Here is a 20,478-nt window from a genome sequence, read left to right as displayed (position 1 = left end):
GCTGCAGCCCGCCCCCCTTGCTTGGATGTCGATGACTCAATTGTTTCCCTTCTCCTTCGCACCCAGCCCGCACCCGGCACACCGATGGCCCCTGGTGTTGGCCCTCAGCCTGGGCCTGGGCGCCTGCAGCACGGTGTCCCTGCCCGAGCAGGCACTCGCGCTGTCGCTGCCGGCCCAGTGGGGGCAGGGCGCGCCCTTGGGGACGCCGGCTGCGGTCTTGCGTGCACCGGCCAGCCCCCCCAGCGACGCCGGGCAGGCCAGTGTGGCCGCGCCGGCCCCAGCCGCCCCAGCGGGGGCCCCCTCGGCGGTGGTGAGCGCCCCCCCCGCGGCCACGGTCGACGCGTGGTGGACCGCTTTTGGCGACGCCCGGCTCGACGCCCTGGTCAGCAGCGCGCTGGCCCGCAACACCGACCTGGCCGTGGCCGCGCTCAAACTGCGCAGCGCGCAACTGCAGTCGCAGCTGACCCAGCGCAACCAGGTGCCCGGCGTCAGTGCCGGCCTCAGCAGCCAAAGCCAGCGCTCGCTGGACGGCGCGGGCAGCAGCGGCAGCGCGCTCACGCGCAGCCAAAGCGCCAACCTGAGCGCCAGCTACGAGGTCGACCTGTGGGGCCGACTGGCCCGCCTGCGCGAGGCCTCGGCGTGGGAAGCCCAGGCCACCGAACAGGACCGCCAAAGCACCCTGCTCAGCCTCACGGGCACGGTGGTGCGCCAGTACTGGCAGATCGCCTACCTCAACCAGCGCATCCGCAGCGCGGCGCAAAGCGTGGCGTACGCCGAGCGCACGCGGGAACTGGTGGCGGCGCAGTACCGGGCCGGTGCGGTGTCGGCGCTGGAGACCAGCGAGGCCGAGCGCAGCGTGCTGACCCAGCGCGCCACCTTGAGCGACCTCGAACAACAGCGCCTGGAGGCCCGAACCACGCTGGCCTTGCTGTTTGACGCCGCCCCCGGTGACGCCACGTTGGCCCAGTTGCTGCCGCAGGAGCCGGCCCAGTTGCCCAACCAGGCCATGCCCGCCGTGGCCCCCGAGCTGCCCGCCCAGGTGTTGGCGCGCCGCCCCGACCTGCGGGCCGCCGAAATGCGCCTGCGCGAGACCCTGGCCAGCGCCAACGCCACCGCGGCCAGCTACTACCCACCCTTGACCTTGACGGGCGCGCTGGGCAGCAGCAGTGCCGCCCTGGGCAGCGTGCTGGCCAATCCCTACGCCTTGCTGGGCGCGGGGATCACCCTGCCATTTCTGCAGTTCAACACCCAGCGCCTGAACAACGCCATCGCCCGCACCCAGTACGAAAGCGCGGTGCTGAGTTACCGCCAGACGCTCTACACCGCGCTCGGCGAGGTCGAAAACGTACTCAGCGCGCGCCAAAGCCTGGCGCGTCAGGGGGAGTCCCTGGCCGGGGCCCTGCTGGCCAGCCAGCGCAGCGAGCAGCTGTACGAGGTGCGCTACCGCCAGGGGGCCGTGGCCCTGAGCCTGTGGCTCGATGCCCAAGAGGCGCGCCGCGCGGCCGAAGTGGCCTGGGCCCAGAACCAGTGGCTGCAATTGCGCAACCAGGTCAGCCTGTGCCTGGCGCTCGGGGGCTCCGCATCCTGAGGCGCGCCAGGGTGGGGGCCCCTGGGCCTCCATGGGGCAGGGCCTTCGAACGGGCCACCGCGTGGCGGGTCGCCCCACTCGGCACGACTCGGCACCACCCGATCCCACCCAGCTCCGCGCGCCCCACTTGGCCTGACTGGGCCCAGACCTGGCCCCGCAGCCCGTCGCGGCGGGCAAAATACCGGTCAAACCGTTCTTGAACCGAGCCCATGCCCCCCGCCGACCTGATGCCCTGCTGCGCCGCTGCCGCCTTCCGGTACCCGCTGGACCGACGGGTGTCGACCCGTACCGTGGGCGGGGGGGCTTGAGATGCGCGCTGGACTGAGCTTGATCGCGCTGTTGCTGGCCCTGGGCCTGGTCGCGCTGGTGGCCAAAAAGGCCCTCACGGTGGCGGCGCCCCCCGCCGCCCCCAAGGCCCCGGTGGCCGAGGTGCCCCTGTCGGCCGGGGCGCCCAACGCCTCTGGGCAGGCGGTGCAACAGTACCGTCAAGCCCTTGAATCGGCTCTGCAAGCCCCCCGACCTGTGAGCGACGAACCATGATGGCCAGCGACAGCCCCAAAGACACCACCGCCGCCGCACAGTCGCAGGACCTGGCTTTCATGCAGGAAGCGCTGGCCCTGGCCCGCGAGGCCGCCCAGGCCGGCGAGGTGCCGGTGGGGGCGGTGCTGGTCAAGGACGGGCAGGTGATTGGCCGGGGCCGCAACCAGCCCATTGCCACACACGACCCCACGGCCCATGCCGAGGTGCAAGCCCTGCGCGCCGGGGCCGCGGCGCTGGGCAACTACCGGCTGGAAGGCTGCACCCTGTATGTGACGCTGGAGCCCTGCGCCATGTGCAGCGGCGCCTTGCTGAACGCCCGCCTGGACCGGGTGGTGTTTGGCGCCCGCGAGGCCCGCACCGGCGCGGCCGGCTCGGTGTTGGACCTGTTTGCCGAGCCACGCCTGAACCACCACACCCGCCTGGAGGGGGGCGTCGCCGAGGCCGACTGCGCGGCCTTGATGCAGGCCTTTTTCCGCCAGCGCCGGGCCGACCAGCGCGAGCGGGCACGTGCGGCCCACCCGCTGCGCGACGACGCGGTGCGGCCCCCCGAGTCGCTGGCGGCGCCGCTGCCCGACTACCCCTGGGCGCCGCACTATGTCAGCGACCTGCCGGCCCTGGCCGGCCTGCGCCTGCATTACCTGGACGAGGGCCCGCGCGAGGCCCCCATCACCTGGCTGTGCCTGCACGGCAACCCCGCCTGGAGTTACCTGTACCGCAAGCTGTTGCCCACCTGGCTGGAGGCCGGTCACCGCGTGGTGGCGCCCGACCTGCCGGGCTTTGGCCGCAGCGACAAGCCCAAAAAGGCCGCCGCCCACACCTTTGGCTGGCACCGCCAGGTGCTGCTTGAGTTGATCGAGCGTCTGGACCTGCAGCGGGTGGTGCTGGTGGTGCAGGACTGGGGCGGCATCCTGGGCTTGACCCTGCCCATGGTGGCGCCCGCGCGCTACCACGGCCTGTTGGTGATGAACACCTTGCTGGCCACGGGCGACGTGCCGCTGTCCAAGGGCTTTCTGGCCTGGCGCGACTGGTGCCAGAAGCAACCCCAGTACGACGTTGGCCGGCTGCTGGCCCGGGGCCGTCCCCAGATGACGGCCGATGAATGCGCGGCCTACCAGGCCCCTTTCCCGGACCGTGGGCACCGCGCTGCCTTGCAGGCTTTTCCGCAGCGCGTGCCCGAGGCCCCCGACGCCGACGGCGCAGCCGTGTCGCGCGAAGCGCGCGAGTTTTGGCGCCATCACTGGCAGGGCCGCAGCCTGATGGTGGTGGGGCAGGCCGACCCGGTGCTGGGCTGGCCTGTCATGCAGGCCTTGCGGGCGCAGATCCGCGGTTGCCCTGAGCCCTGGGTGCTGCCCGAGGTGGGGCACTTCGTTCCCGAGCACGGTGAGCCCATTGCACGCCGCGCTGTGGAATACTTCAGGGATTGAGCCGCCAGCCGGGTCTTTGTTCGTAGACGGACGGGGCCCCTGCCAGCCACCTTCTTTTTGTCCTTTATCCGGAGCCAGCCGTCACAAGACCGGTTGGACACGACCTTGTCAGACCAGCACAACCACGATCCCGCCTCGTGCGGCCACCACCACGGCCCGCGGCACATCTATGTTTTCTCGCCCTCCAGCGCGGTGCGCGACAAGGCCGCCTTCAAGCGTGGCATTGCGCGCCTGAAGGCGCTGGGTCACCAGGTCGAGGTCGATACCGCGGCCCTGGCCAGCCACATGCGCTTTGCCGGTGACGACGACACCCGCCTGGCCGCCATCACCCGCGCGGCGGCCAGTGGTGCCGATGTGGCCTTGATCTCGCGCGGCGGCTACGGCCTGACCCGCCTGCTGCCGCGCCTGCCTTACAAGGCCGTGGCCAAGTCGATCGAGCGGGGCACCGAGTACGTGGGCCTCAGCGACTTCACCGCGTTCCAGAACGCGCTGTTGGCCAAGACCGGGGCCATCAGCTGGTCCGGTCCGGCCCTGGGCGCTGACCTGGGCACCGAAGAAGAACCCGACGACATCATGCTGGCCTGCCTGGACGACCTGTTCACGGGCCATGGCGAAGGCGCTGGCTGGGAACTGCCGCGCCCGCGCAAGGGCAGCGCGGCGGCGGCGCTGCCGGGCATCGAGCCTTTCACGCTCAAGAAGGCGCCACTCTGGGGCGGCAACCTCGCGGTGTTGGCCTCGCTGGTGGGCACGCCTTACCTGCCCAACCCCAAGGGGGGGGTGTTGTTCCTTGAGGACGTCAACGAGCACCCCTACCGCATCGAGCGCCTGCTGACGCAACTGCTGCATGCCGGTGTGCTGGACCGCCAAAAGGCGATCGTGCTGGGCCAGTTCACCGACTACCGCCTGACGCCCCACGACAAGGGCTTCAAGTTCGACACGGTGGTGCAATGGCTGCGCAGCCAGACCCGGGTGCCGGTGTTGACGGGCCTGCCGTTCGGCCATGTGGCGACCAAGGTGCTGCTGCCGGTGGGCGCTTCGGTGACGCTGTCGGTGGATGAGCGCGACGCGCTGTTGTTCTGGGGCCACCTGCGCTGAGCGGTGGTCTGAAGCGGCTGCGGCCTCCGCGGGAGGCCGCGATCTCAGTGACGGGCCTCGCGCCCGTTTTTTTGAGCCCGCGTCAGGGCCTTCGGCAGCAGTCCTTCAAACAAGGGGGTCAGGCGGTCCAGCTGGGCGCGGGCGGCCATCTCACCCTGGCGGGCGGCCAGCACATGGAGCAGGTCACCCCGCAGGTACCATAGGCTGTCCGGGTCGGCCGAGAAACGGATGCGTTGCTGGACTTGCACGGCCATGCTGTCGAGTGGCGGCACCAGGCAGGCGAGCATGGCTTCGCGCAGGGTTGCCACACGGGCTTCGCGGCGGGGCTGGGCGGCGCCCGAGAGATTGGGCCGCAGGGCTTGAAAACCACTTCTGACTGCAGATCGGAACCAATTCATGGGGACAGGGCACACCGGACGTAGGAGAACTTCGAAAGGTAATGTGAAATTCTTCACACTGCAATGGGGCTGGATCAACTGTCGGTTGAAAAAGACATTAGGCAGGGTTTGTGTGAATAGCCTGTGAAAGCATTCGTTGACGTGAACGTCACAGTTCAGCCCCAGGACGCTTGAGCTGCGTGGCGGGGGATTGCCCAGGTGACACACCGGCCTGCGGCCCTTCGGTTAGGGTGTGGCCCTGTTGTGATGGAGCCTGTCTTGTCCGAAAACACCCACTTCTACGAACCCCGCCTGGGCCACGGTCTGCCCCACGACCCGTTCAACGCCATCGTGGGGCCCCGCCCGATTGGCTGGATCTCCAGCCGCTCGGCCGAGGGCCTGCTGAACCTGGCGCCTTACAGCTTTTTCAACGCCTTCAACTACGTGCCGCCGATCGTGGGTTTTTCGAGCATCGGCTACAAGGACACGGTGCGCAACATCGAGCAAACCGGTGAGTTCGCCTGGAACCTGGTCACCCACCCGCTGGTGGAGGCCATGAACCAAAGCTGCGCAGCGGTGGCGCCAGAAGTCAATGAGTTTGAACTCGCGGGTGTCACACCGGTGGCCTCGCGCCTGATCCAGGTGCCCCGGGTGGCCGAGAGCCCGGTCAGTTTCGAGTGCAAGCTGACCCAGCTGACGCAGCTGAAAACCGCGGCCGGCGAAGACGTGCCGAGCTGGCTGGTGCTGGGCGAGGTGGTGGCCGTGCACCTGGACCGCCGCTTGCTCAAGGACGGTATTTTTGACACCGCCGCCGCCGACATCGTGCTGCGGGCCGGTGGGCCGGGCGACTACTTCCGCATCGGTCCCGAACAGTTGTTCAAGCTGTACCGCCCCCGGTGAGTTGACGGCCCGCCCTTCGCCCGGTGGGGCGCTGGCAGCTCCAAGGGGCGACCTATGGGGCGCCTGGCGGCCTGTCAAGGCACAATGCGCGCATGAGTGCGTCGGTGCCCCCTTTGTTTGCCGTCCTCGAAGACGAGGTCGAGTTCAGTGCCATCCGGGCCCAGGGCGCGGGCGGGCAGAACGTGAACAAGGTGTCCAGCGCCGTGCACCTGCGCTACTCGATCCCCGCCTCGTCGCTGCCCGACGACATCAAGGCCCGCCTGTTGGCGCTCAGCGATCAGCGCATCAACAGCGACGGGGTGGTGGTCATCAAGGCCCAGACCAGCCGCAGCCAGGACTTCAACCGCAGCGACGCCCTGCAGCGCCTGCAGGCCCTGGTGGACAGCGTGTCGCGCCTGCCCAAGCGGCGCAAAGCGACCCGTCCGACGCGGGGTTCGCAACTGCGCCGCCTTGACGGCAAGGCCTCGCGGGCCCAGGTCAAACAGCAGCGCGCGCGAATCAGTCACGCCGATTGAGCCCCCCGCCGTGGAAAATCACGGTTTACCTTGTCCGTCACCCGCAGCCCCCGTTGCCCATGATCCCGATCCAAACCGAATCCGCCTGGCGCGGGACCTCCGATTGCCGTGGTTGCGGCATCCGCGACATGGCCTTGTTTGCGGCACTGGATGAGCGCGACTTCGCGCTCATCCACGCCCCGATCGACGACCTGCTGTACCAGGCGGGCCAGGTGCTTTACTCGGAGGGGCAGGCCGCGCCGGGCTTGTTCACGGTGCGCCGGGGCACGCTCAAGCTGGTGCGCGCCACCCCCGATGGCCGTGAGCGCATCGTGCGCCTGCTGCAGGCGGGCGACGTGGCCGGCCTGGAGGCCCTGGCCACCTCGCGCTTTGACAGCGAGGCCGTGGCCTTGACCGAGGTCGCGGTGTGCCGCATCCCGCTCGACGTGCTGCACACGCTGGCCGCGCAGTCGCCCCGCCTGCATGGGCAACTGATGGCCAAATGGCAAGGGGCCTTGAAGGCCGCCGATGACTGGCTGGCTGAGCTCAACTTTGGCACCGCCCGCCAGCGGGTGGCCCACTTGGTGAGCAAAATGGCGCAGCCGCAGGCGGGCACGGAGCTGACCCTGTTCCGGCGCGAGGACATGGGGGCCATGCTGGACCTCAAGCTCGAAACCGTGAGCCGCGAAGTCAGCGCCTTGGTGCGCGACGGCATCCTGGCGTCACTGGACCGACAAGGGCGCCATTACCGGCTGCTGGACCCGCAGCGCTTGCAGGCCGTCTGCCAGGGCGACTGAAGCCCCTGGTGGCCCGGGCCGTTGGGGGGCCGGGCAGGGCGGCGTGGTGGGCCGTGTGGTGGGCGGCGGGGGGCACCGTGGCCCGTGGCCTCAGTCCAGCAGCGTGTCCGCGTCCGCATCGGGTTCTGGCGGCTTCACGATCAGCACGGGCACCGGCGAGGCTTGCAGCAGCTCGTGCGAGACCGACCCCTCCAGCACCGTGCGCAGCAGGCTTTTGCCGTGCCCCGCCATGATGACCAGGCTGCAGCGCTTGAGCTCGATCAGATCGAGCAAGGCCAGCACCGGTTCGCCGGTCACCACCTCGCAATGGTGGGGCACGCCGGCCGCGTGCAGCAGGGCTTGCGCCTTCTCCAGGGCATGCTGACCGGCCGCGCGGGCGATCTCATCGATCACTTGGGGGTCTGGGGCCTGCACCAGCTCATAAAGGCTGGCGGGCGACTGCACATTGGCGAGCAGCAAATGGGCATGCAGGCCCTCGTGGGACAGGCGGATCGCAAAGCGAACCGCTTCGAGGGACAGGTCGGAACCGTCGAGGGGCAAGAGGATGTGCATGACAGGCCTTTCTGGATCCATCAGGCCACCGCCAACCGGTGGCCTGTGGGGTTCAATATACGCCTGGGGCGGGCCCCTGACACGGCACCCTGGCCCCCCTCTGAGCCGCTTGTTGATCCAGCGCAGACGCCCTCAAGGACGCGCTGGACCGGGGCAGCACCGACTCAGAACTCCACCTTCTGGCCAGGTTCGACCGCCAGCATCTGCGCGCCGCCTTGGCCCAGGGCTTCTTTGAACTCGGCTGGCGTGCCGCGCAGCACCGGGGTGGTGCCGTAGTGGATGGGCAGCGCAAAACGTGGTTTGATCATGTCGCGCACCGCCATCGCAGCGTCGGCAGGGTTCATCACAAAGTGGCCACCGATCGGGATCATCACCAGGTCCGGCTTGTACATGCGACCAATCAAGGTCATGTCGCCGAACACCGCGGTGTCCCCCATGTGCCAGACCTTGAAGCCGTTTTCCATCTCGAGGATGAAGCCCACGGGCTCACCGCCGACGTGGACTTCGTCCTTGCTGGTGGCCGGGTTCTTCCAGACCACCTCCGAGGAGTGCTCGGCGTGCACCGCGGTGATCTTCACGCCATTGGGGCCGAACGGGGCGATGGTGCCGCCCTTGCCGAAGCGCGGCGCCAGCTCTACGGGCAGGATGCCCAGCGCCGTGATGCTCTGGTTCATGCCAGCCGGGCCGTACATCGGGGCCTTGTGCATCTGCGACAGGGCGGGGGCGTCGGCGAAGTGGTCAAAGTGTCCGTGGGTGACCAGGATCAGGTCCACCTTGCCCAGGGCCTCAAGCTTCTTGAACTCGGCGGGGGTCTTGGGGTTGGAGGTCAGCCAGGGGTCGATCACGATGACCTTGCCCCCCGGGGAGGTGATGCGCGCCGCGGCCTGGCCCAGCCACAGCACCTCGGTTTTGCCCGTGCCTTGGGCGGCGGCCAGGCCCGCAGCCCCCAACAAGGCGGCGCCCAGCAGCCAGCGGCGGGTCAGGGCTCGGGTGGGGGCAAGGCAGTCAAAAAGGCGCATGGTGGGCTTTCTTTGGTGGGTGGATGGGCTTGATTGAAACGGGCCTGTATGGGGTCGTCAATTGGGGGGCGCCATGCCCCTACACTTCGCCCATGAAATCAAGCCCGCGTTTCCAGTTGATCGATGCCTTGCGCGGCGTGGCCCTGGTGTGGATGACGGCCTACCACTTCGCCTTCGACCTCAACCACCTGGGCTGGATCCGGCAGGACTTCCTCAACCATCCGTTCTGGACCGTGCAACGCACGCTGATCGTGAGCCTGTTCCTGCTGTGTGCCGGCTTGGGCCAATCGGTGGCCGTGGCGCAGGGCCAGGGTTGGGGGCGTTTCTGGCGCCGTTGGGCGCAAGTGGCCGCGTGTGCGGCCCTGGTCAGCCTGGGCTCGTGGTGGATGTTCCCGCGCAGCTACATCTTTTTCGGGGTGCTGCACGGCTTGGCCGTGATGTTGATCGTGACACGCCTGAGTGCGCGTGGCGGCGCCGGCTTGTGGCCGCTCGGGGCGCTCGCGCTGGGCCTGGGGCTGGGCGCCGAGCGCTTGCATGCGGCCTGGCCCGCCCTGGCCTGGTTGGATGCCAAGCCGTTCAATGTGCTGGGCCTGATTGCCCACAAGCCCGTGACCGAAGACTACGTGCCCGTGCTGCCCTGGCTGGGGCTGATGCTGTGGGGCCTGGCCTTGGGGCAATGGGCGCAACGGCGTGACTGGCCCGGCCTGGCCTGGCAGGGGGGGGCGCTGGCCCGCGCACTGGCCTGGGCAGGCCGGCACAGCCTGAGCTGGTACATGCTGCACCAGCCCCTGCTGTTGGGCGCGCTGATGGGCTGGCGCGCGGTGACGGGCTGAGTCCCCCCAAAAAAAAAGCGGTCCGAAGACCGCTGGGCTCTGCGTGCCGCCCGCTTGGGCGGTCACGGCTGAGTCGTGTCGGGGCCGATCACTCGACCTTGGCCTTGGCGCGCAGGTCCTCTTGGAACTTCGCCAGCTTTTGCTGTTGCAGTTGCTGGGCGATTTGCGGCTTGACTTCCTCGTACTTCGGCAGCTGAGCCTGGCGCACATCGTCCAGGCGGATGATGTGCCAGCCGAATTGGCTTTGCACCGGGGCTTCGGTGGTTTGGCCCTTGTTGAGCTTCAGCAGGGCTTCGGTGAATTCCTTCACGTAGTTGCCCGGGTTGGCCCAGTCCAGGTCACCGCCCTTGGCGCCCGAACCCGGGTCCTTGGATTGCTTCTTGGCGATGTCTTCGAACTTGGCACCCTTCTTCAGGCGGGCGATGATGTCCTTGGCTTCGCTTTCCTTCTCGACAAGGATGTGGCGGGCCTTGTATTCCTTGCCACCGTTGGCGGCGACGAACTTGTCGTATTCAGCCTTGGTTTCTTCGTCGGTGACCGGGTTCTTCTTCTGGTACTCGGAGAACAGTTCGCGGATCAGGATGGTCTGACGGGCCAGTTCGAGTTGGGTCTTGTACTCGTCGCTGGTGTCCAGGCTCCACTTCTGGGCTTCTTGCATGAAGATCTCGCGGGCGATCACTTCTTCCTTGATTTGGCCTTCGAGTTCAGGCGTCACCGGGCGACCCGAGCGGGTCACTTGCAGGGCCAGCGCGTCAGCGCGGGACTTCGGAACCGCCTTGCCGTTCACGATGGCGATGTTTTGAGCCGATGCGGGCAGGGCCAGCGTGACGGCGATGACAGCAGCAGCAACGCTGCCCAGACACAATTTCTTCATCCTTGTTCCTCAGAAAATCCGGAGATGGTGGGTTGATTGAACCCGATGGAATGACAAGCCTTGCGGGCGTTCAAAGCACTTCAATGGCGATGGCGTGCAAGCCCTGGTCCATGAAATCTCGCAGCGCATCATACACAAGGCGATGCTGCGCCACGCGTGAACAGCCCGTAAAAGCCGGGCTGGCGATGCGGACCCTGAAATGGGTGCCAGCGCCGGTGCCATTGGCCCCGACGTGGCCGGCGTGGGCCGCGCTTTCATCGAGTACTTCCAGCCGGGTCGGCTGCAGCACCGTCTGAAGCCTTTGCTGGAGGGCCTCGGCGTTGACGCCTTGGCTGGCGAGGGGGGCGTGGAGGGTCATTCGGGGGCCTTGGCTTGATCGTCGGCCTTCATGTAGCGCGACAAGAACAGGGCTTGCCCGATGACAAACACAAACATCAGGCCCATGCCGCCAAACAGCTTGAAGTTGACCCAGGTGTCGGTGTCAAAGTTGTACGCCACCCAGAGGTTGAGGCAACCCATGGCTGCAAAAAAGCCCACCCAGCTCCAGTTGGCCAGGCGCCAGGCCTCGTCGGGCATCTGCATCTGGGCGCCCATCAGGGATTTGAGGAGGTTCTTCTTGAACACCAACTGCCCCAGCAACAAGGCCGAGCCCATCAGCCAGTACAGCACCGTGGGTTTCCACTTGATGAAGGTGTCGTTGTGGGCAATCAGCGTGGCGCCGCCAAACAGCACGATCACGCCCAGGCTGACCCACTGCATGGGCTCGACCTTGCCGTTCTTGAAGCGCAGGTAGGCGATTTGCAGGATGGTGGCCACGATGGCGATGCCGGTGGCGACATAGATGCCGGCGATCTTGAAGGCGGCAAAAAACAGGATGATCGGGAAGAAGTCGAGGAGCAGCTTCATTCTTGAGCTTCAAAGTTGAGCGAGGCCGAGTTCATGCAGTAGCGCAGGCCGGTCGGGGCCGGGCCGTCTTCAAAGACGTGGCCCAGGTGAGCCCCGCATTGTGCACAAACCGTCTCGGTGCGGACCATGCCGTGGCTGCGGTCGACGATTTCCTCGATGGCCCCGGGCTCGGCGGCCTGGTAGAAGCTGGGCCAGCCGCAGCCGGCGTCAAACTTGGTGGCCGAGTCAAACAGCTTGTGGCCACAGCAGATGCAGTGGTAGCTGCCATCGGCCCAATGCGACTCGTACTTGCCGGTGAAGGGGCGCTCGGTGGCGGCCCGGCGGGTGATCTGGAAGGCGCCGGGTTCAGCGCCTTTGGCGGCCAGTTCGGCTTGCCATTCGGCATCGGTTTTCTGGATTTTCATGATGAGCAACTGATTTCGATCGATGAAGCCCAATCGGGCGGAAAGTCGGCGTAGGCCTCGAAGCCGGGGTGCTCCTCAAATGGGCGCTCCAGCAGCTTCAGCAAGGTCTGCACGCCGGAAAAATCATGATTTTGCGCCTGGCGAATGGCCAGTTCGCCCAAATGGTTGCGCAGCACGAACTTGGGGTTGCTGCGCAGCATGAGGTCGGCGTCAGCGCCGGGGGCGCGCGCCTGGTAGCGCTGGCACCAGGCGTCAAAGGCGGGGCGGTCGAGGACCAGGTCGCGCACCGGCTCGAAATCGCCTTGGGCCACCGCTTGGCTCAGGCGGCGCCAGAAGATCGTGTAGTCGACGCGGTTCTGGGCCAGCAACTGCAGCACGCCCTCGATCAGCTCGGTGTCGCCCTCAACGGCCTGGTGCCAGCCCAGCTTGGCGCGCAGGCGGGCCTCGAAGGCCGCGGGGTAGACGCTCTTGTAGGACTCGAGGGCGGCCACGGCGGTGTCTTCGTCGCCGATCAGGGGCAGCAGCGCCTGGGCCAGGCAGAACAGGTTCCAGTAGGCGATGTTGGGTTGCTTGTTGTGCGCGTAGCGCCCCTGGGTGTCACTGTGGTTGCAGATGTGCCCGGGGTCGAAGGCATCGAGGAACTGAAACGGTCCGTAGTCCAGCGTCAGGCCCAGCAGGCTCATGTTGTCGGTGTTCATCACCCCGTGGCAAAAGCCCACGGCCTGCCACTGGGCCAGGAGGGCTGCGGTGCGTTCGCTGACGGCCTCCAGCAGCGCGGCAAAGGGTTGACCAGGCCAGCGCGGGTGGTCGCGGCAGTCCGGGTAGTGTTGGTCGATCACCTCGTCGGCAAGCTGGCGCAGGGACACGAGGTCGTTGCGCGCGGCAAAGTGCTCGAGGTGGCCGAAGCGCAGAAAGCTCGGCGCACTGCGGGCCACCACGGCGGCGGTTTCGATGGTTTCACGCCGCACCGGGGCCGGCGAGCCGGTCACACTGAGGGCCCGCGAAGTCGGGATGCCCAGGCCGTGCATGGCCTCGCTGCACAAGAACTCCCGGATGCTGGAGCGCAGCACCGCGCGGCCATCGCCTCCGCGCGAGTAGGGGGTGCGCCCGCTGCCCTTGAGCTGCAGTTCATGGCCCTGCGGGGTTTCGCCCAGCAGGATCGCACGGCCGTCGCCCAGTTGGCCGGCCCAAACCCCAAACTGGTGCCCGCTGTAGACGCTGGCCAGCGGCTTCATGCCGGGCAGCAGGGCGTTGCCCGTCAGGACCTGCAGGGCCTCATCGGTGCCCAACCAAGCGGGGTCTAGCCCCAAGGCTTGGGCCACGGCCGGGCTGTACGCCACCCAGTGCGGCTGGGGCAGGGGGGTGGGTTGCAGGGCGGTGCTGAAGGCGGGGCCCAATTGGGCCAGGCGGCTGGGCCAGTTGGCAGGCGGGGCGGCCGACGCATCGCTGGGACGCGCAGGCGCTAAGTCAAGGGTGCTCATGTGGGGATTGTCCTGCACGGCCAATGGCCTGCTCGGGGCAGGGGCTTGGGGGGGGGCATGGGCCCGGGCGGGTCAGGCCTCGGTGTCCTGCGCGGCGGAGGCGGGCGGGGCCACCGCCGAGCTGGCCTCCATGGGGGGCTCACCCGCCAGGAATCGGCTCAGGGCCTGGTCGCAGCGGATGCGCACCCGGCCATGGTCCAGGGCCACGATGCCCAGTTGGGCCAGGCTGCGCAGCACGCGGTTGACGGTCTGGCGCGACAGCCCCACCAGCTTGCCCAGTTCGTCCTGGGTGATGTAGAGCTGGCGGGTGCTGCGCCAGAACTGGCGGCTCAGGTACAGGGCCACACGTTGGTCGGGGGAGCGCAGGCGGCCGGTCTCGATCAGGGTCATGGCCTGGCCCAGGCGCATGTTGAGGTGCTGCACCAAAAACTGGTTGAAGGGCAGGTGCTGGGCCTGCAGGCGCTGAAAAGCCGCCTGCGGCAGGCACAGCAGCCAGGTGTCGCGCAGGGCCACCACGTTGTAGCGGCGCGGCTCGTTCTTCAGTGCCGAGCCTTCGCCAAACCACTCGCCGTCGGGCATGCCAATGAAGGCGGAGCGGCGGTTGCCTTCGGACTCGCTCTCCAGCAGCACCAGCCCCGACAGCACCGCATACCAGCCATCGGCACGCTGGCCCTGGGGCAGCAACACCTCCCCTTTGCGCGCGGTGAAGGTATTCACTTCCGCGTGCAAGCGGGCCTGCTCATCGGCAGGCAGGCTGGCAAACCAGGGTTGGGCGGCGAGAAACTGCCGCGCCATCGCTTCGATCCCATTCAACATGGGGTCGATTGTGGGGCCAACAGGTGGCAAGCCTGGGAAAAACCCGCCCTCGGGAAAGTCCCAGCAAGCTGTCGGTTGGACGACAACGCTTGCCGCGGTGGGCTGCAGCCCGGACATTAGTAACCCCTGTGACAGCCCCCATTCAAGGGGCTCTGTCACGGTGACAGAATGATTCCAAGAACCGCTGCGTCGCACACCGGGCGCTGTTCTGACCGGGGGCAGCGGTTCGAGATTCAGATCACTCAGACGACCAACCACCAGGAGCCAACATGTTAGGCCTCATGCAGAGCCAGCCCCTTTTGATTTCTTCCTTGCTGGAGTTTGCCGAGCGGCACCACAGCGACGGCGAAATCGTGTCTCGCCGTGTCGAGGGCGACATCCACCGCTACACCTACCGCGAACTCGCGGTGCGTTCGCGCCAGGTGGCGCGTGCGCTCGATGCCCTGGGCCTGCAGTTCAGTGACCGGGTGGCCACGCTGGCCTGGAACGGTTACCGCCACCTCGAGCTTTACTTTGGCGTCAGCGGCTCGGGCCGCGTGCTGCACACCGTCAACCCCCGCCTGCACCCGGACCAGATCGCGTGGATCATGAACCACGCCGAGGACCAGGTGCTGTGCTTTGACACCACCTTCCTGCCCCTGGTGCAGGCCGTGCACGCGCGTTGCCCCACGGTCAAGCGCTGGATCGCGCTGTGCGACGCCGACAAACTGCCCGCCGACACCGGCATCCCCGGCCTGATCAGCTACGAGGCCTGGATCGCCGAGCAAAGCAGCGACTACGCCTGGCCCGAATTCGACGAGAACTCGGCCTCCAGCATGTGCTACACCAGCGGCACCACGGGCAACCCCAAGGCCGCGCTGTACAGCCACCGGTCCAGCGTCCTGCACGCGTACGCGGCGGCGCTGCCCGATGTGATGTGCCTGTCGGCCCGCGACGCGGTGCTGCCGGTGGTGCCGATGTTCCACGTCAATGCCTGGGGCCTGCCGTACTCGGCACCGCTCACCGGCTGCAAACTGGTGTTCCCGGGCCCGGCGCTCGATGGCAAGTCGGTGTACGAGCTGATCGAATCCGAAGGCGTCACCTTCGCCGCCGGCGTGCCGACGGTCTGGCAAATGCTGCTGGGCCACATGAAACCCGCCGGTCTGAAGTTCACCCACCTCAACCGCACCGTGATTGGTGGCTCGGCCTGCCCGCCGGCCATGATCAATGCCTTCCAGGACGACTACGGCGTCGAGGTGCTGCACGCCTGGGGCATGACCGAGATGTCGCCCCTGGGCACGCTGTGCACGCTCAAGAACAAGCACCTGAGCCTGTCCAAAGACGAGCAGATGAAGATCCGCATGAAGCAGGGGCGGGCGATCTTCGGCGTCGACATGAAGATCATCGACGGCGACGGTGAAGAACTGCCCTGGGACGGCAAGACCTACGGCGACCTGCTGGTCAAGGGGCCGTGGATCGTGGCCAACTACTACAAAGGCGAGGGCGACCCGCTGGTGGCCGACCGCGATGGCCGTGGCTGGTTCCCCACCGGCGACGTGGCCACCATCGACGCCGACGGCTTCATGCAGATCACCGACCGCAGCAAGGACGTGATCAAGTCCGGTGGTGAATGGATCAGCTCGATCGACATCGAAAACATCGCCATGGGCCACCCGGCGATCGCGATGGCGGCCTGCATCGGCATGCGTCACCCCAAGTGGGATGAGCGCCCCGTGATCGCGGTGGTCAAGAAGCCGGGGACCGAAGTCAGCCGCGAAGAATTGCTCGCCTTCTACGAAGGCAAGACTGCCAAATGGCAGATTCCGGACGATGTGATCTTCGTCGAGTCCATCCCCCTCGGAGCGACCGGCAAGATGCTCAAAACACGGCTGCGCGAGCAACTCGCGGGCTACCAATTGCCTGGTTTGTAAGGCCATTGGGCAGGCGGCTGCTGGCAGTCCAGTCGCCTGCGTGATAGGCGCTAGGGGCATTCCCTTAGCGTTGCACTGCACAAAAGACTTACGCTGAAAACACTCGAAACACAACGGAGACAAAGCATGAAGTTCGTGATGAAGACAGTCGTGGCATCGACCCTGCTGGCCTTGGCTGGCGGCGCTTTGGCGCAAAAAGGAGAGACGGTCAAGATCGCTTGGCTGGACCCGCTGTCGGGCCTGATGGCAGCCGTGGGCACCAACCAACTCAAGTCCTTTCAGTTTCTCGCTGAGGAGTTCAATAAAAAGAACGCCGCCGGGGTGAAGTTCGAGATCATCGGCATCGACAACAAGCTGAGCCCGCAGGAAACCACCAGCGCCCTGCGCTCGGCGATTGACCAGGGCGCCCGCTATGTGACCCAGGGCAACGGCTCGGGCCCAGCCCTGGCCATCATCGACGCGCTCGAGAAGCACAACGCCCGCAACCCGGGCAAGGAAGTCGTGTACCTGAACTACGCGGCCGTCGACCCCGACCTGACCAACAGCAAGTGCAGCTACTGGCACTTCCGCTTTGACGCCGACACCTCGATGAAGATGGAGGCCCTGACCACCTGGATGAAGGACGTGTCCGAGATCAAGAAGGTCTACCTGATCAACCAGAACTACTCGCACGGTCAGCAGGTGTCCAAGTTCGCCAAGGCCAACCTGGCCCGCAAGCGCCCCGACATCCAGATCGTGGGGGACGACCTGCACCCACTGGCCCAGGTGCGTGACTTCTCGCCCTACATCGCCAAGATCAAGCAATCGGGCGCCGACACCGTGGTGACCGGCAACTGGGGTTCCGACCTGGCGCTGCTGATCAAGGCCGCCAACGACGCCGGCCTCAACGACGTCAAGTTCCTGACCTACTACGCCGTGACCTCGGGCACCCCGACCGCCATGGGCGCGGCCTCCGCGGGCAAGGTCTACCAGGTCAGCTACGGTCACTACAACATGGGTGGCGAGATCCAGAAAATGGCCGAGCAGTTCAAGGCCAAGTTCAACGACGACCTCTACACCACCGACATCTACACCGTGTTCACGGCCCTCACCGAGGCCTTTGTGCGCTCCAAGAGCACCGACCCGGTCAAGGTGGCCGCGACGCTCGAGGGCATGAAGTTCAAGAGCTTCAACGGCGAGGTCGAGATTCGCAAGAACGACCACCAGCTGCAACAAGGTCTGTTCATCACCAAGTGGGAAAAGGCGGGCGGCAAGTACCCTTACTCGCCCGAGAACACCGGCTACACCCTGACACCGCAGAAGTTCTTTGAACCCTATGTGGCCAGCACGCCGACTTCGTGTGAAATGAAGCGTCCATAAGGGCCGCTCACGCGACGGAGGCCCGACGCCGCTCGGGCCTTTTTTTTCACCTGATGACCAAAGACTTTCAATGAATCTTGAGTTTTTCACCATCTCCATGCTCAACGGTGTCAGCTACGGGCTGCTGCTGTTCATGCTGAGCTCTGGGCTGACGCTCATTTTCAGCATGATGGGCGTTCTCAACTTCGCGCACACCAGCTTCTACATGCTGGGCGCGTACTTCGCCTTCACCCTCTCCAAAGCCATTGGCTTTTGGCCGGCGCTGTTCATTGCGCCGCTGGCCGTGGGGGCGCTGGGCTCGCTGTTCGAGCGCTACAGCCTGCGCCGCGTGCACAAGTTCGGCCATGTGCCCGAGCTGCTCGTGACGTTTGGCCTGTCCTACCTGATTCTGGAACTGGTGCAACTGGTCTGGGGCCGTTCGACCGTGCCCTACGGCCTGCCGGAAGCCCTGCAAGGGCCGCTGTTCACGCTCTACGGCACCCAGTTCCCCAAGTCGCGTTCCTTCATCATGCTGGTCGCGCTGCTGATGCTGTTGTCGGTGTGGCTGCTGCTGACCCGCACCCGCATTGGTCTGGTGATCCAGGCCGCACTGACCCACCCGGAGATGGCCGAAGCACTGGGCCACAACGTGCCGCGGGTGTTCATGCTGGTGTTTGGTGGTGGTGCCGCGCTGGCGGGCCTGGCCGGGGTGATCGGTGGCAACACCTACGTCACCGAGCCGGCGATGGCGGGCTCGGTGGGCTCGATCATCTTCGTGGTGGTGGTGGTGGGGGGCATGGGCTCGCTCGCCGGGGCCTTCCTGGCGTCGCTGCTGATCGGCATCCTGCAAACCTTTGCCGTGGCCCTCGATTACTCGCTGGGCAACCTGGTGCAGGCCTTTGGGGTCGCCGTGACCGAGCAGACCTTCGGTTACGCCGTGCTCAAGCTCACCATTTCCCAGGTCGCACCCATCCTGCCTTACCTGCTGCTGGTGCTGATCCTCATCTTCCGGCCCAAGGGTCTTCTCGGCAAGCGGGAGGACTGATCCATGAACGCAAGTCACTACAGTTTCAAGCCCCTGAACCTGGGGCGCTTCGTGGTCTGGACGCTGTTTGCGCTGGCTTTGGCGGTGGCCCCGATGCTCTTCAAGAGCAGCCTGGCCCTGACCATGCTGTCGCAGATTGGCTACCTGATCATCATCTGCCTGAGCTACAACATGCTGCTGGGGCAAGGCGGGATGCTGAGCTTTGGCCACGCGGTTTACGTGGGGCTGGGGTCTTTCCTGGCCATCCACACCATGAACCTGGCCGGGCAGGGTGGCCCCGTGGTGCCGGTGGTGCTGATCCCGATCGTGGGCGGCCTGGCGGGCATGGCCTTCGCCGTGTTGCTGGGCTTTGTCACCACCAAGAAGTCGGGCACCACCTTCGCGATGATCACGTTGGGCATCGGTGAGCTGGTGGCCTCGATGGCGCTGATGTTGCCGGAGTTTTTCGGCGGCGAGGGCGGCATCACCACCAACCGGGTGTACGGCACGCCGTTCCTGGGCATGAACTTCGGCTCGCAAACCCAGGTGTACTACCTGATCGCGGTGTACTGCTTTGTCTGCACCGCGGCCATGTTCGCCTTCACTGGCACGCCGCTGGGCCGCATCCTGAATGCGGTGCGCGACAACCCGGAGCGCGTCGAGTTCATCGGCTACAACACGCAGCGCGTGCGCTACTACGCCTTCATCATCGCGGGCTTCTTTGCTGGCGTTGGCGGTGGTCTGGCCACCATCAACTTCGAGATCGTCACGGCTGCGGACAGCGTCAGCGCCGTGCGCTCGGGCGGTTACCTGCTGTTCACCTTCCTGGGCGGTGCCACCTTCTTCTTCGGCCCCATCATCGGCGCGGTGCTGCTGGTGTTCGCCTCGGTGCTGCTGTCCGAGCTGAGCAAGGCCTGGCTGCTGTACCTGGGTCTGGTGTTCCTGTTCATGGTGATGTACGCGCCGGGCGGCGTGGCCAGCCTGATCATGATGAACCTGCGGGTGGCCAAGTACGGCAAGCTCAAGCGCCTGGGCCTCAGCTACCTGGGACTGGCGCTGAGTGCCCTGGTGGTGCTGGCAGGGGCGGCCTCGATGATCGAGATGCTCTACCACCTGCAACTGAACGCGGCCCTGGGCCCTCAACTGCAGTTCCTGGGCCTCCAGCTCAACGCGGAGAGCACGGGCAGCTGGGTCGGATCGGTGGCGGTGCTGCTGGTGGGCCTGGGCTTGTTCGAGTCGGTGCGACGCCGCTTCAACCGCCTCTGGAACACGATCCAGGAAGAGATCGAACACGAAATCAAGCGCACGGAGGCCCACTGAGCCATGACCGCAACTTCTGAATACGCGCTGGAACTCAAGGACCTGCGCAAGAGCTTTGGCCGCTCGGAGATCATCCGCGGGGCCAACCTGAAAGTCGCCCACGGCGAGCGTGTGGCCATCATCGGCCCCAACGGGGCGGGCAAGTCCACGCTGTTCAATTTGATCAGCGGCCGCTTTGCCCCCACCAGTGGGGACGTGGTGCTCAATGGGCAGCGCATCAATGGCCTGCCGCCCTATGAGATCAACCGGCGCGGCCTGTCGCGCAGCTTCCAGATCACGAACATCTTCCCCAAGCTGAGCGTGTTCGAGAACCTGCGCTGTGGCGTGCTGTGGAGCCTGGGCTACAAGTACACCTTCCTGCGCTTTCTGTCAGGCCTGCACGACGCCAATGAACGCGCTGAAGAGCTGATGCGCATGATCCACCTCGACAAAAAGCGCGACGTGTTGGCCACCAACCTCACGTATGCCGAGCAACGCGCACTCGAGATCGGCATCACCATCGCGGGCGGCGCCAACGTCATCTTGCTCGATGAGCCCACCGCGGGCATGAGCCGCAGCGAGACCACGCGGTTCATCAACCTGATCCGCGAGGTCACGGTGGGCAAGACCCTGCTCACGGTGGAGCACGACATGGGGGTGGTGTTCGGCCTGGCCGACAAGATTGCCGTGGTGGTGTATGGCGAGGTGATCGCCTTTGACACCCCCGAGGCGGTGCGCGCCAACCAGCGCGTGCAGGAGGCCTATCTGGGCTCCGTGGTGGCCGAGAACCAGGCTGGAGGACATTGA

Annotated in this window: 22 protein-coding genes; 13 read left to right on the top strand and 9 right to left on the bottom strand. The window is 66.4% G+C overall.

The genetic code is table 11. The features are described from left to right. Positions 1 to 25: 25 nt before the first annotated feature. The 4 genes from PSQ40_RS03210 (at position 26) to PSQ40_RS03195 (ending at position 4,647) form a co-directional block, all read left to right on the top strand. The gene (locus PSQ40_RS03210; RefSeq protein ID WP_273948749.1) at positions 26 to 1,588 is read left to right on the top strand and encodes an efflux transporter outer membrane subunit; all 1,563 of its coding nucleotides are present in this window, start codon (positions 26 to 28) and stop codon (positions 1,586 to 1,588) included. Positions 1,589 to 1,897: 309 nt separating this feature from the next. Next, the gene (locus PSQ40_RS03205) at positions 1,898 to 2,128 is read left to right on the top strand and encodes a hypothetical protein (protein ID WP_273948747.1); all 231 of its coding nucleotides are present in this window, start codon (positions 1,898 to 1,900) and stop codon (positions 2,126 to 2,128) included. After that, on the top strand, positions 2,128 to 3,552 hold the full coding sequence (tadA, locus tag PSQ40_RS03200) for a tRNA adenosine(34) deaminase TadA (protein ID WP_273948840.1): 1,425 nt from the start codon (positions 2,128 to 2,130) through the stop codon (positions 3,550 to 3,552). The genes PSQ40_RS03205 and tadA overlap by 1 nt, the downstream gene beginning before the upstream one ends. A gap of 105 nt (positions 3,553 to 3,657) precedes the next feature. After that, positions 3,658 to 4,647 carry an LD-carboxypeptidase gene (locus PSQ40_RS03195; RefSeq protein WP_273948745.1) on the top strand — a complete coding sequence of 330 codons (990 nt, stop codon included), beginning with the start codon at positions 3,658 to 3,660 and terminating at the stop codon, positions 4,645 to 4,647. A gap of 44 nt (positions 4,648 to 4,691) precedes the next feature. On the opposite strand, the gene PSQ40_RS03190 is transcribed toward PSQ40_RS03195, so the two are convergent. Further along, positions 4,692 to 4,955: a hypothetical protein gene (locus PSQ40_RS03190; RefSeq protein ID WP_273948742.1), complete on the bottom strand. Its 264-nt coding sequence runs from the start codon at positions 4,953 to 4,955 to the stop codon at positions 4,692 to 4,694. 348 nt (positions 4,956 to 5,303) lie between these two features. Here PSQ40_RS03190 and PSQ40_RS03185 point away from each other — a divergent pair, with 348 nt between their 5' ends. The 3 genes from PSQ40_RS03185 to PSQ40_RS03175 all read left to right on the top strand — a co-directional run bounded on the left by PSQ40_RS03185 (position 5,304) and on the right by PSQ40_RS03175 (position 7,215). Beyond that, positions 5,304 to 5,924 (top strand): flavin reductase family protein, encoded by a 621-nt coding sequence (locus tag PSQ40_RS03185; protein ID WP_409338537.1) that lies wholly within the window; start codon positions 5,304 to 5,306, stop codon positions 5,922 to 5,924. 92 nt (positions 5,925 to 6,016) lie between these two features. Continuing rightward, entirely contained in the window at positions 6,017 to 6,439 is a 423-nt protein-coding gene (gene arfB / locus PSQ40_RS03180) for an alternative ribosome rescue aminoacyl-tRNA hydrolase ArfB (RefSeq protein ID WP_273948737.1), read from the top strand. 59 nt (positions 6,440 to 6,498) lie between these two features. After that, positions 6,499 to 7,215, top strand: coding sequence for a Crp/Fnr family transcriptional regulator (locus PSQ40_RS03175; protein ID WP_273948736.1), 717 nt, complete (start codon positions 6,499 to 6,501; stop codon positions 7,213 to 7,215). Between the two features lie 90 nt (positions 7,216 to 7,305). On the opposite strand, the gene PSQ40_RS03170 is transcribed toward PSQ40_RS03175, so the two are convergent. Next, complete coding sequence (locus tag PSQ40_RS03170) at positions 7,306 to 7,767, bottom strand: universal stress protein (RefSeq protein ID WP_273948734.1); 462 nt, start codon at positions 7,765 to 7,767, stop codon at positions 7,306 to 7,308. 164 nt (positions 7,768 to 7,931) lie between these two features. Next, the gene (locus PSQ40_RS03165; RefSeq protein WP_273948731.1) at positions 7,932 to 8,786 is read right to left on the bottom strand and encodes a metal-dependent hydrolase; all 855 of its coding nucleotides are present in this window, start codon (positions 8,784 to 8,786) and stop codon (positions 7,932 to 7,934) included. A gap of 92 nt (positions 8,787 to 8,878) precedes the next feature. Here PSQ40_RS03165 and PSQ40_RS03160 point away from each other — a divergent pair, with 92 nt between their 5' ends. Then, complete coding sequence (locus tag PSQ40_RS03160; protein WP_273948728.1) at positions 8,879 to 9,619, top strand: heparan-alpha-glucosaminide N-acetyltransferase; 741 nt, start codon at positions 8,879 to 8,881, stop codon at positions 9,617 to 9,619. Positions 9,620 to 9,707: 88 nt separating this feature from the next. Here the strand turns inward: PSQ40_RS03160 and PSQ40_RS03155 are convergent, their stop codons facing one another. From PSQ40_RS03155 to PSQ40_RS03130, 6 genes are all read right to left on the bottom strand, one after another. Then, complete coding sequence (locus tag PSQ40_RS03155) at positions 9,708 to 10,493, bottom strand: foldase protein PrsA (protein ID WP_273948726.1); 786 nt, start codon at positions 10,491 to 10,493, stop codon at positions 9,708 to 9,710. A gap of 70 nt (positions 10,494 to 10,563) precedes the next feature. Then, the gene (locus PSQ40_RS03150; protein WP_273948724.1) at positions 10,564 to 10,851 is read right to left on the bottom strand and encodes a BolA family protein; all 288 of its coding nucleotides are present in this window, start codon (positions 10,849 to 10,851) and stop codon (positions 10,564 to 10,566) included. Continuing rightward, positions 10,848 to 11,399 (bottom strand): septation protein A, encoded by a 552-nt coding sequence (locus PSQ40_RS03145; RefSeq protein WP_273948723.1) that lies wholly within the window; start codon positions 11,397 to 11,399, stop codon positions 10,848 to 10,850. The genes PSQ40_RS03150 and PSQ40_RS03145 overlap by 4 nt, the downstream gene beginning before the upstream one ends. After that, positions 11,396 to 11,803 (bottom strand): peptide-methionine (R)-S-oxide reductase MsrB, encoded by a 408-nt coding sequence (gene msrB, locus PSQ40_RS03140; protein ID WP_273948722.1) that lies wholly within the window; start codon positions 11,801 to 11,803, stop codon positions 11,396 to 11,398. The genes PSQ40_RS03145 and msrB overlap by 4 nt, the downstream gene beginning before the upstream one ends. Further along, positions 11,800 to 13,284 carry a protein adenylyltransferase SelO gene (locus PSQ40_RS03135; RefSeq protein WP_273948719.1) on the bottom strand — a complete coding sequence of 495 codons (1,485 nt, stop codon included), beginning with the start codon at positions 13,282 to 13,284 and terminating at the stop codon, positions 11,800 to 11,802. The genes msrB and PSQ40_RS03135 overlap by 4 nt, the downstream gene beginning before the upstream one ends. A gap of 72 nt (positions 13,285 to 13,356) precedes the next feature. Next, positions 13,357 to 14,100, bottom strand: coding sequence for a Crp/Fnr family transcriptional regulator (locus tag PSQ40_RS03130; protein ID WP_273948717.1), 744 nt, complete (start codon positions 14,098 to 14,100; stop codon positions 13,357 to 13,359). A 269-nt stretch (positions 14,101 to 14,369) separates the two neighbouring features. On the opposite strand from PSQ40_RS03130, the gene PSQ40_RS03125 reads away from it, so the two are divergent. The 5 genes from PSQ40_RS03125 (at position 14,370) to PSQ40_RS03105 (ending at position 20,478) form a co-directional block, all read left to right on the top strand. Then, positions 14,370 to 16,010, top strand: a complete 1,641-nt coding sequence (locus PSQ40_RS03125; RefSeq protein WP_273948715.1) for a 3-(methylthio)propionyl-CoA ligase — start codon at positions 14,370 to 14,372, stop codon at positions 16,008 to 16,010. Between the two features lie 126 nt (positions 16,011 to 16,136). After that, on the top strand, positions 16,137 to 17,369 hold the full coding sequence (locus PSQ40_RS03120; RefSeq protein WP_273948714.1) for a branched-chain amino acid ABC transporter substrate-binding protein: 1,233 nt from the start codon (positions 16,137 to 16,139) through the stop codon (positions 17,367 to 17,369). A gap of 70 nt (positions 17,370 to 17,439) precedes the next feature. After that, positions 17,440 to 18,393: a branched-chain amino acid ABC transporter permease gene (locus PSQ40_RS03115; RefSeq protein ID WP_273948712.1), complete on the top strand. Its 954-nt coding sequence runs from the start codon at positions 17,440 to 17,442 to the stop codon at positions 18,391 to 18,393. Positions 18,394 to 18,396: 3 nt separating this feature from the next. Beyond that, positions 18,397 to 19,692 (top strand): branched-chain amino acid ABC transporter permease, encoded by a 1,296-nt coding sequence (locus PSQ40_RS03110; RefSeq protein ID WP_273948711.1) that lies wholly within the window; start codon positions 18,397 to 18,399, stop codon positions 19,690 to 19,692. 3 nt (positions 19,693 to 19,695) lie between these two features. After that, on the top strand, positions 19,696 to 20,478 hold the full coding sequence (locus tag PSQ40_RS03105; protein ID WP_273948709.1) for an ABC transporter ATP-binding protein: 783 nt from the start codon (positions 19,696 to 19,698) through the stop codon (positions 20,476 to 20,478).

The organism is Curvibacter cyanobacteriorum (genome assembly GCF_028649475.1).
Classification (GTDB): domain Bacteria; phylum Pseudomonadota; class Gammaproteobacteria; order Burkholderiales; family Burkholderiaceae_C; genus Curvibacter; species Curvibacter cyanobacteriorum.
Note: the sequence above shows the minus strand (reverse complement) of the source record. Positions and strands in the feature narration are given on the sequence as shown.

Excerpts from the sequence above, each read along its gene's own strand:
- arfB (WP_273948737.1), top strand. The coding sequence starts at position 6,017 with ATGAGTGCGTCGGTGCCCCCTTTGTTTGCCGTCCTCGAAGACGAGGTC.
- PSQ40_RS03145 (WP_273948723.1), bottom strand. The coding sequence starts at position 11,399 with ATGAAGCTGCTCCTCGACTTCTTCCCGATCATCCTGTTTTTTGCCGCC.
- PSQ40_RS03115 (WP_273948712.1), top strand. The coding sequence starts at position 17,440 with ATGAATCTTGAGTTTTTCACCATCTCCATGCTCAACGGTGTCAGCTAC.
- PSQ40_RS03125 (WP_273948715.1), top strand. The coding sequence starts at position 14,370 with ATGTTAGGCCTCATGCAGAGCCAGCCCCTTTTGATTTCTTCCTTGCTG.
- PSQ40_RS03150 (WP_273948724.1), bottom strand. The coding sequence starts at position 10,851 with ATGACCCTCCACGCCCCCCTCGCCAGCCAAGGCGTCAACGCCGAGGCC.
- PSQ40_RS03205 (WP_273948747.1), top strand. The coding sequence starts at position 1,898 with ATGCGCGCTGGACTGAGCTTGATCGCGCTGTTGCTGGCCCTGGGCCTG.
- PSQ40_RS03170 (WP_273948734.1), bottom strand. The coding sequence starts at position 7,767 with ATGCACATCCTCTTGCCCCTCGACGGTTCCGACCTGTCCCTCGAAGCG.
- PSQ40_RS03110 (WP_273948711.1), top strand. The coding sequence starts at position 18,397 with ATGAACGCAAGTCACTACAGTTTCAAGCCCCTGAACCTGGGGCGCTTC.
- PSQ40_RS03120 (WP_273948714.1), top strand. The coding sequence starts at position 16,137 with ATGAAGTTCGTGATGAAGACAGTCGTGGCATCGACCCTGCTGGCCTTG.
- PSQ40_RS03105 (WP_273948709.1), top strand. The coding sequence starts at position 19,696 with ATGACCGCAACTTCTGAATACGCGCTGGAACTCAAGGACCTGCGCAAG.
- PSQ40_RS03155 (WP_273948726.1), bottom strand. The coding sequence starts at position 10,493 with ATGAAGAAATTGTGTCTGGGCAGCGTTGCTGCTGCTGTCATCGCCGTC.
- PSQ40_RS03135 (WP_273948719.1), bottom strand. The coding sequence starts at position 13,284 with ATGAGCACCCTTGACTTAGCGCCTGCGCGTCCCAGCGATGCGTCGGCC.
- PSQ40_RS03130 (WP_273948717.1), bottom strand. The coding sequence starts at position 14,100 with ATGTTGAATGGGATCGAAGCGATGGCGCGGCAGTTTCTCGCCGCCCAA.
- PSQ40_RS03175 (WP_273948736.1), top strand. The coding sequence starts at position 6,499 with ATGATCCCGATCCAAACCGAATCCGCCTGGCGCGGGACCTCCGATTGC.
- PSQ40_RS03160 (WP_273948728.1), top strand. The coding sequence starts at position 8,879 with ATGAAATCAAGCCCGCGTTTCCAGTTGATCGATGCCTTGCGCGGCGTG.
- PSQ40_RS03210 (WP_273948749.1), top strand. The coding sequence starts at position 26 with ATGTCGATGACTCAATTGTTTCCCTTCTCCTTCGCACCCAGCCCGCAC.
- tadA (WP_273948840.1), top strand. The coding sequence starts at position 2,128 with ATGGCCAGCGACAGCCCCAAAGACACCACCGCCGCCGCACAGTCGCAG.
- PSQ40_RS03165 (WP_273948731.1), bottom strand. The coding sequence starts at position 8,786 with ATGCGCCTTTTTGACTGCCTTGCCCCCACCCGAGCCCTGACCCGCCGC.
- msrB (WP_273948722.1), bottom strand. The coding sequence starts at position 11,803 with ATGAAAATCCAGAAAACCGATGCCGAATGGCAAGCCGAACTGGCCGCC.